The sequence below is a fragment of the Streptomyces violens genome (assembly GCF_000717745.1).
GTDB classification, from domain to species: Bacteria; Actinomycetota; Actinomycetes; order Streptomycetales; family Streptomycetaceae; genus Streptomyces; species Streptomyces violens.
Genome location: NZ_JOBH01000005.1, coordinates 361,650 through 368,886 on the forward strand (window position 1 = coordinate 361,650; position 7,237 = coordinate 368,886).

General features: G+C 72.6%; 9 protein-coding genes. 7 read left to right on the plus strand and 2 right to left on the minus strand.

Features of this window, described 5'->3' with window-relative positions:
- Nucleotides 1–7 precede the first annotated feature (7 nt).
- Together IF04_RS0112360 and ygfZ are read left to right on the plus strand one after the other, a co-directional pair.
- Nucleotides 8–478 carry a Fur family transcriptional regulator gene (locus IF04_RS0112360; protein WP_030254826.1) on the plus strand — a complete coding sequence of 157 codons (471 nt, stop codon included), beginning with the start codon at nt 8–10 and terminating at the stop codon, nt 476–478.
- A 56-nt stretch (nt 479–534) separates the two neighbouring features.
- Nucleotides 535–1,518, plus strand: coding sequence for a CAF17-like 4Fe-4S cluster assembly/insertion protein YgfZ (gene ygfZ, locus IF04_RS0112365; protein WP_030254829.1), 984 nt, complete (start codon nt 535–537; stop codon nt 1,516–1,518).
- A 25-nt stretch (nt 1,519–1,543) separates the two neighbouring features.
- Here ygfZ and dtd read toward each other — a convergent pair whose 3' ends face one another.
- Nucleotides 1,544–1,969, minus strand: coding sequence for a D-aminoacyl-tRNA deacylase (gene dtd / locus IF04_RS0112370; RefSeq protein WP_030254831.1), 426 nt, complete (start codon nt 1,967–1,969; stop codon nt 1,544–1,546).
- 410 nt (nt 1,970–2,379) lie between these two features.
- Between dtd and IF04_RS0112375 the strand changes: the two genes are divergently transcribed.
- The 4 genes from IF04_RS0112375 to IF04_RS0112390 all read left to right on the plus strand — a co-directional run bounded on the left by IF04_RS0112375 (nt 2,380) and on the right by IF04_RS0112390 (nt 5,931).
- Nucleotides 2,380–2,922, plus strand: a complete 543-nt coding sequence (locus tag IF04_RS0112375; RefSeq protein WP_030254834.1) for an RsiG family protein — start codon at nt 2,380–2,382, stop codon at nt 2,920–2,922.
- 59 nt (nt 2,923–2,981) lie between these two features.
- A complete protein-coding gene (locus IF04_RS0112380; RefSeq protein ID WP_030254836.1) occupies nt 2,982–4,046 on the plus strand; it encodes an asparaginase in 1,065 nt (354 codons plus the stop codon).
- A gap of 72 nt (nt 4,047–4,118) precedes the next feature.
- Nucleotides 4,119–5,363 carry a GNAT family N-acetyltransferase gene (locus IF04_RS0112385; RefSeq protein WP_030254838.1) on the plus strand — a complete coding sequence of 415 codons (1,245 nt, stop codon included), beginning with the start codon at nt 4,119–4,121 and terminating at the stop codon, nt 5,361–5,363.
- Nucleotides 5,364–5,499: 136 nt separating this feature from the next.
- A complete protein-coding gene (locus tag IF04_RS0112390; RefSeq protein WP_030254841.1) occupies nt 5,500–5,931 on the plus strand; it encodes an ankyrin repeat domain-containing protein in 432 nt (143 codons plus the stop codon).
- 132 nt (nt 5,932–6,063) lie between these two features.
- On the opposite strand, the gene IF04_RS0112395 is transcribed toward IF04_RS0112390, so the two are convergent.
- Nucleotides 6,064–6,639 (minus strand): TetR/AcrR family transcriptional regulator, encoded by a 576-nt coding sequence (locus IF04_RS0112395; protein WP_030254843.1) that lies wholly within the window; start codon nt 6,637–6,639, stop codon nt 6,064–6,066.
- A gap of 98 nt (nt 6,640–6,737) precedes the next feature.
- On the opposite strand from IF04_RS0112395, the gene IF04_RS0112400 reads away from it, so the two are divergent.
- Nucleotides 6,738–7,151 (plus strand): VOC family protein, encoded by a 414-nt coding sequence (locus IF04_RS0112400; protein ID WP_030254846.1) that lies wholly within the window; start codon nt 6,738–6,740, stop codon nt 7,149–7,151.
- Nucleotides 7,152–7,237: the final 86 nt, after the last annotated feature.

Sequence of the window (7,237 nt, forward strand, 5' to 3'; positions counted from 1 at the left end):
GGGGGGCGTGGTGACCACCGACTGGCAGAGCGACCTCCGCAAGCGCGGATACCGTCTGACCCCCCAGCGGCAGCTCGTGCTGGAGGCGGTGGACCGGCTGGAGCACGCCACGCCCGACGAGATCCTCACCGAGGTGCGCAAGACGGCGGGCGGCGTCAACATCTCCACGGTCTACCGCACCCTGGAGCTGCTGGAGGAACTGGGGCTGGTCAGCCACGCCCATCTCGGGCACGGCGCGCCCACCTACCACCTCGCCGACCGGCACCACCACATCCACCTGGTGTGCCGGGACTGCACGGACGTGATCGAGGCCGATCTGTCGGTGGCGGCGCCCTTCACGGCGACGCTGCGCGAGCAGTTCGGTTTTGACACCGACCTCAAGCACTTCGCGATCTTCGGCCGCTGCGCGGCCTGCACCGCGAAGGCTGCGGACGCCACGGAGGAGCCCGCCGGGAGCGGCGGCACGGACGCGGGCTGACGCCCGAGGACGAGCGGGCCGACTCTCCGGTAGTACCGGGTCGTAGGCTGGTAACCATGCTGCGTCCCTCTGAAGCCAGCCCCCTGCTGTCGCTGCCCGGTGCCGTGCCCGCCGAGGCCCCCGACGAAGGCGTCGCCGCCCACTACGGCGACCTCTTCCGCGAGCAACGTGCCCTCGCCGACGGCGCCGGCTTCGTGGACCTCTCGCACCGCGGCGTGCTGACCGTCTCCGGCCCCGAGCGGCTGACCTGGCTGCACCTGCTGCTCACCCAGCACGTCAGCGAGCTGGCGCCCGGCCACGCCACCGAGGCGCTGATCCTCTCCGCCAACGGCCACATCGAGCACGCGGTCTACCTCGTCGACGACGGCGAGACGACCTGGATGCACACCGAGCCGGGCACCCGGGAAGCGCTGCTCGAGTACCTCGAGAGCATGAAGTTCTTCTACCGGGTCGAGGCCGCCGACCGCACGGACGAGATCGCCGTCGTCCACCTGCCGGCCGGCTCCATCGCGGAGACGCCCGGGGACGCCGCCGCCGTCCGCGAGACGCCGCACGGCCGCGACCTCTTCCTGCCGCGCGCCTCCCTGGCGGACTTCGCCGCCGCGCACGGCCCCGCGATCGGCGTACTGGCCCTGGAGGCGCTGCGCGTCGAGGCGCACCGTCCCCGCCTCGGCCTGGAGACCGATCACCGCACCATCCCGCACGAGCTGGGCTGGATCGGCACGGCCGTCCACCTCCAGAAGGGCTGCTACCGCGGCCAGGAAACGGTCGCCCGCGTCCACAACCTGGGCAAGCCCCCGCGCCGCCTGGTCTTCCTCCACCTGGACGGCAGCGAGGTGAAGCTCCCGGGGCACGGTGCGCCGGTCCGACTCGCAGCCGACGGCCCCGACGGCCGCCAGATCGGCTTCGTGACGACCTCGGCCCGGCATTACGAGCTGGGCCCGATCGCACTGGCACTGGTGAAGCGGAATGTGGCGGTGGACGCGGAGCTGATGGCGGACGGGACGGCCGCGGCGCAGGAGGTTGTGGTCGAGCCGTAGCCGCCGGTCGGCCGCCGGGGCGGCCTCAGACCTCCACGAGCACCGTGAACGGGCCGTCGTTCGTCAGCGAGACCTTCATGTCCGCGCCGAACCGGCCCGTTTCCACGTGCGCGCCCAGCGCCCGAAGCTGCGCCACAACCTCGTCGACCAACGGCTCGGCAACCGGCCCCGGCGCCGCCGCGTTCCACGTGGGCCGACGCCCCTTCCGCGCATCCCCGTACAGCGTGAACTGGCTGATCACCAACAGCCCCGCCCCCGTGTCCGAGCACGACTTCTCACCATCGAGAATCCGCACCGACCACAGCTTCCGGGCCAGCTGAGCGGCCTTCTCAGGGGTGTCATCGTGCGTCACCCCCACCAGCACGCACAGCCCCTCCCCCACGACCTCGCCGACCGTCTCGCCCGCCACGTCGACGCGTGCGCCGTTCACCCTCTGCACCACTGCTCGCATACCGCCATGATGCCGGGCGCCACCCCAGGCCACCCCACGGGGTACAGGGCCCCGTACCACCCGGACAGCCCAACGGCGGCGCACGGTGTACCCCCACACGGACCGTTCGCGGGCCGATGACCCTGCGCGCACACCACTCGCAGTGGCACGATGCGTGCACGAGGTGCGCAGGACCATTCGGCTCCGGGACCGCACCGCACGAGGGGACGGACATACGCATGAGCACCGCCGGCGCCGGGCAGACACCCACCGGTTCCGTACCATTTGCCCGTACATCCACCCAAGGGGCCGCGGCAGCGTCCGCGAGCGGGCCCCTGCCCCCGCCGACGACGACGTCCACGTCCCGGCCCGAGCCGGCGCCCCTGCCCGGGCACCCGGCACAGGACGGTGACCGCACCGAGGATGGCCCCATGCTCCCCGCAGGCCCGGCACAGCCCCGCCCTCCGCTGCAGCGCGACCGCTTCCGTCCGGCCCCCCGGCCCGACCTCTCGGGGCTCGGCCTGCCCGAGATCCGCAAGCTGCGCCGGGACGCGCAGCAGGAGGAGGCCGACCTCAGCTACGTACGCCGGCTGCTCCAGGGCCGCATCGACATCCTGCGCGCCGAGGCGGCCCGGCGGGCCGCGCCGCAGACCACGGTCCTGGACCGGCTGCCGGAGATCCTCACGGACGGGCCGTCGCGGCACCGCTCCTCGGCCCGGCACGTCACGGTCGGGACGCCGCACAGCGAGGAGTACCGCCGCTTGGCCGAGGACATGCTCGGCGAGGTCGAGCTGTCCGACCTGGGCGCACGGACGGACGCCGAGCTGCGGGAGGCGATGAGCCGGCTCGTGCAGTACGAGCGGCAGGTCTCGCTGCGCCGTCAGTCGCTGCAGCGCACGGCGGACGATTGCAGCGCGGAGATCGCCCGCAGGTACCGTGAAGGGGAAGCGCAAGTAGACGACCTGCTCTCCTGACGCGGAGGCCACCGGCCTTCGGAGGGGGCGGTCCGTGACCCGTCCCCGGAAGGCCCGCGATGACCTCCTCCTCCGCCCCCGAGCCCACGCACGAGCCCACCGGCCCGATATCCGGTGCGGACGCGCCGATATCCGGGGCGCCGACCGCAGGGCAGTCCACCGGACAGCCCGCCGGGGCACCCCTCCCGTCCGTGCTCGCCGAGGTCGTCCGCTCCGGCTTCGTCGAGGGCGTGCACCGCGGCTCGCTGGTCGTCCTGGCCGCCGACGGCAGCGTGGACCTGGCCCTCGGCGACATCTCCTCGCCGGTCTTCCCGCGCTCCACGAACAAGCCGATGCAGGCCGCCGCGATCCTCCGTGCGGGCCTCGATCTGAGCGGTGAGCGCCTCGCCCTGGCCGCCGCCAGCCACTCCGGCGAAAGCTTTCACCTCGATCTCGTACAGAAGATGCTCGCCGAGCACGGCCTCTCCCCCGAGCAGCTCCAGACCCCGCCCGACCTGCCGCTGGACCCGGCCGAGGCGGAGAGCTACCTGGCCGCCGGCAAGGTACGCGACCGGCTGACCATGAACTGCTCCGGCAAGCACACCGCGATGCTCGCCGTCTGCGCCACGAACGGCTGGCCCCTGGAGAGCTACCTCGACCAGCACCACCCGCTCCAGCAGCTCGTCCTGCAGGCCGTACGGGACGCGAGCGGCGAGGCCGTCGACCACATCGGCACGGACGGCTGCGGCGCGCCCCTGATGGCGCTCTCGCTGACCGGCCTGGCCCGCTCCTACCGGCACTTCGTACTCGCCGAGCCGGGCACCCCCGAGCGCCGGGTCGCGGACGCGATGCGTGCGCACCCCGAGTACGTCGCGGGCACCCGCCGCCCCGACACCTGGCTGATGCGGGAGCTGCCGGGCGTGCTGTCCAAGATGGGCGCGGAGGCCGTACAGGCGCTGGCGCTGCCCGACGGCCGCGCGCTCGCCTTCAAGATCGACGACGGCGCGACCCGCACGCTCGGCCCGGTCCTGGCCCGCACCCTGCGCCTGATGGGCGTCGACGCCCCGGTACTCGACCGCATCGCGGACGTCCCGCTGCTGGGCGGCGCCGAGCGCGTGGGCGAGATCCGCGCGGCGTCGTTCTGAGCCCCTCCCGGTGATCGTCGGCGCCGTGAAAACGGCGCGACAATCCGTCAGGAGCGTGGTTAGCGTACGAGTATGAGCCTTGAGGTGCGTACGGTCGGCGAGGACGACTTCCACGGCTGGCTGGCGGCGGTCGGGACCGGCTTCACGAGTTCGGCGGAGGTGTCCAAGGAACTGGTCGAGTGGCGGCTCGGCGCTACGGATCTCACGCGTACGCAGGGGGCGTTCGACGGCGGGCGCTGCGTCGCGACCTTCCGCAGCTTCGCGCAGGAGCTGACGGTCGTGGGCGGCGCCCGGGTGCCGGCCGACGCCGTTTCCCAGGTGACCGTCTCGCCCACACACCGCCGCCGCGGCCTGCTCAGCCGGATGATGGCGCGGGACCTGGCGGCGGCGAAGGAGCGCGGCGACGCGGTGGCCACGCTGATCGCCGCGGAGTACCCGATCTACGGACGGTACGGCTTCGGGCCCGCGTCGTCGTTCACGGAGTGGCGCATCGACGTGGCGCGCGCCCGGCTGGACACGCGGTACGCGGGCCCGCAGGACGGCGGCCGGGTGGACTTCGCGACGCCCGAGGAGGTACGCACGCTCGGCCCCGCCCTGCACGACCGTTTCCGCGCCCAACAGCCCGGCGCCGTCTCCCGCGACGAGTACTGGTGGCAGGAGGCGACCGGCGCGGTCCGGTTTCCCGGGCGGGAGTGGCGGGAGCCCTTCCACGCCGTGTACCGCTCCGCCGACGGCGCGGTCGAGGGTCTGGTCACGTACACCAGTGACGACCGGTGGGAACACAAGCGGCCCGAGCAGACGCTCGAGGTCAGCAAGCTGATCGCGGTCACCCCGGCCGCCGAGCGCGCCCTGTGGCACTTCCTCTGCTCGATCGACTGGATCCTGCACGTGAAGACCGGGCACCGCGCGCCCGACGACCTGGTGCCGCTGCTGCTCGGCGACCCGCGCGCCGCGAGCATCGAGGCGCACGCCGACTACCTGTGGCTACGGCCCCTGGACGTACCGAAGCTGCTGGCGGCCCGGACGTACGCGGTGCCGGCGTCGCTGGTCCTGGAGGTACGGGACGCCGACGGGTACGCCGACGGGCGGTACCACCTCGACGCCGGTCCCGAGGGCGCCACGTGCACGCGCACCACCCGCTCCGCCGACCTCACCCTGCTGGACGTACGCGAACTGGCCTGGCTGTACCTGGGCGACGAGTCCCCCACGCGGCTCGCGGCGCTCGGCCGGGTGCAGGAGGACCGACCGGGCGCGCTCGCCACCGCGGACGCGCTGCTGCGGACGGCGCGTCGGCCGTGGTGCCCGGACATCTTCTGATTCCCAGCCGATTCCGGTTCTGAGCCGATTCCAGCTCTCAGCCGGTTCCGATTCTGAGCCGAATCGCCGCCGACGGCCGTGGCCTGCATAAAGTGGCGGGTGCAGGCGCACACCACGAGAGCAGGAGGCCGACAGCATGAGCGAGACGACCCCAGGCGCACAGGGGCCCGAGTCGATCGAGCACGCGCACGACCCCGAGGTGCTGCAGCTGGCGGCCAAGGTTTTCGACCTGGCGCGGCACGGCGACACCGACACGGTCGCGGCGTATGTCGACGCCGGGGTGCCCGCCAACCTCACCAACGACAAGGGCGATTCGCTCCTCATGCTGGCCGCGTACCACGGCCACGTCGCGACCGTCGAGGCCCTGCTCCAGCGCGGCGCTGACGCCGGCCGGCCCAACGACCGCGGCCAGACCCCGATCGCGGGCGCGGTCTTCAAGGGCGAGGACGCGGTCGTACGACTGCTGCTGAGCCACGGCGCGGACCCGGCCGCGGGCCAGCCGTCCGCGGTGGAGACTGCCCGCATGTTCCAAAAGAAGGAACTGCTGGAGCTGTTCGGGGAGCAGTGAGCGACGGCTCGGCGCGGGGCGTGCTTCCGCGGCGCGGGTGCGGGTGCGCGCGGCGCGCGCCTGCGTCGCGACTTTGGGACCGTCCCGCGCCTCCGGCTTCAAGAGGGCCCGGCCGGGATCACTCGCTCGGGATCACTCGGCCGGGATCACCCGGTCGACCAGGGCGGCGATCAGCCCGTCCGTCTCCTCCGCCGGCACCACACCCGGCAGCGTGAGCTGCTCCAGCATCAGCCCGGTCATCGCGAGATACATCAGCAGCACGGCCGTACGGTCGCCCGGCAGCCCGCCCTCCCGATGGAAGCGGAGGTCGTCCTCCAGCGCGCCGCGCATCGTGGCGGTCAGCTCCTCCCGCAGCTCGGGCCGCCGAGTGGCCTCCAGGCGCAGCTCCAGCATCGCCAAGTAACCGGTGCGGTTCGCGCTCACCCTGCGATTGATCCACCCCATCAGCTCGGTCACCAGCTCGCGCTCGCGCGGTGCCGTCATGACCTCGGCGACCTCGTCCGGATCCGGCGCGATGCGCTGGTGAATCTGCCCGGTGACCTGCGCCAACAGCTCATCCCTGCTGGCGAAGTAGTTGGACGCGGTGCCCTTCGGTACGCCCGCCTCTGCGTCCACGGCGCGGAACGTCAGTCCGCGCGCCCCGTCCCGCGCCAGCACCTCGATCGCCGCGTCCACCAGCGCCGTACGCCGCTCCGGATTGCGCACCACCGGCAGCCTCCTTGCTCTTACCGCTTGCAACCACTACACGTAACGTACTACACATAGAGTGGTTAGCGGCAGACGGCCGCCAACAGGGAGGGGAACCCATGCACTTCGAAAAGCTGGGCATCGCGGTACTGACCGACGACACCGCCGCCAGCAGCCGCTTCTACACCGAGCACTTCGGCTTCACCCAGGTCGCCGACCTGGGCTGGTACGTCAGCCTGCACCACCCCGAACATCCCGCGTACGTCCTCGACTTCGTCCAACGCGGCCACGAGTCCATGCCGGCGGACTTCCGCACCCAGGACACCGCGGGCCTCTGCCTCGCCTTCCTCGTCGCGGACGCGGCCACCGAGGAGGCCACCCTGCGCGAGCGAGGCGTACCGATCACCAACCCGCTCCGCGACGAGCCCTGGGGCCAACGCCGCTTCAACGTCCACAGCCCGGAGGGCATCCTGATCGAAGTACTGCAGTTGATCGACCCGGATCCGGCGTGGCTTGCGGAGAACGGCGGGTAACCCTCACCGTTCCCCTCCGGGGCCTCCTCCCCCACCCCCTCCCCCCACCCCCTAGACAGTCAGCGCGGGCCGCCGCCCCGCCCCTG